The organism is Bhargavaea massiliensis (genome assembly GCF_050480245.1).
Lineage (GTDB): Bacteria > Bacillota > Bacilli > Bacillales > Anoxybacillaceae > Anoxybacillus.
Map to the genome: position 1 here is coordinate 1 of NZ_JBCNEQ010000039.1, position 972 is coordinate 972.

1 protein-coding gene and 1 pseudogene are annotated in these 972 nt (G+C 36.6%); both read right to left on the minus strand.

The window, feature by feature from the left end:
• Positions 1–684 (minus strand): annotated as a pseudogene (locus ABEV15_RS08335) (RNA-guided endonuclease TnpB family protein); the annotation flags it as partial.
• Between the two features lie 8 nt (positions 685–692).
• Positions 693–972 (minus strand): IS200/IS605 family transposase (gene tnpA / locus ABEV15_RS08340; RefSeq protein ID WP_498852927.1); only part of this gene is annotated, 280 nt, incomplete at its 5' end.

The window sequence follows — 972 nt, forward strand, 5'->3', positions numbered from 1 at the left end:
ATCGCCTCGCCCTATTGGATGTTTTATTTCTCCTGTTTGGCGGTTTATTTTCTTTGGTGGCACACCTTCAAGAGTGAGTTGAAGAAAATACTTGATTTTTCCTCTAATTCGTCTACGGACGATGCGACAATATTTTATACGGTCTTGTAGAGCCAGATGTGCATATATGTCGTTTGGATGAATTATAACAGGAATAGATAAACCATTCCAAAGCAAATGTTTGTTTTTGAAACGGATGCCTGTGCTATTTGTTTTTCCTTCTAATGAATCCATATCGTTGTATTTCTTAAAAGACACTTTTTTTGCATTACCAAAGATGAGTTTTTCCATTGCCATCCATGCTCTCGTAGCGATTTTTTGTGCGGTGTGTGAGTCGATGTGTTTCTTGAAATGGTGTTGCATTGGCTTAACAAAATCGTGCATAGCGTATTCATTGATTCCGTACTGACGATATAACTCATTTAGCAAGTTGTTTCTTTCTTTTGATTTTGGTTGTTGGGCTAGATGACGATACTGCTTATCATGTTGTAGTTTTTTATGCCGTTTCAGCAATTCGCCCAAACAAGCGTTGTATATTTTTCTGCCAATTTCAAAACGTTTCTCTAATATGTGCGCCTGCCATAGTTCTGTTTTGAGTTTCAACGTCAGCACATAACTTTTGGTTTTTGTTTTCGCCAACGACACCACTTCCTTTATACGTTCTTTTGATTTTCGATGTATTGTTTAACCGCTTCTTCTGAAATATGGCCGACAGTACAACAAAAATAACTTCGTGTCCATAGCGACGGTAGTCTGCTTTTTAACGAAGGATATTTTTCCCTTAATATTCGACTGCTTTTCCTTTTAAACGCTTGTATAATTTTGTGCAAATGTTGACGAGGGTCAAAAGAAATGAACAAATGAACATGATCAGGCATAATTTCCATTGCTTTGATTTGTACATCATGTTCTTTGGCAACTTCTTCAAAAATT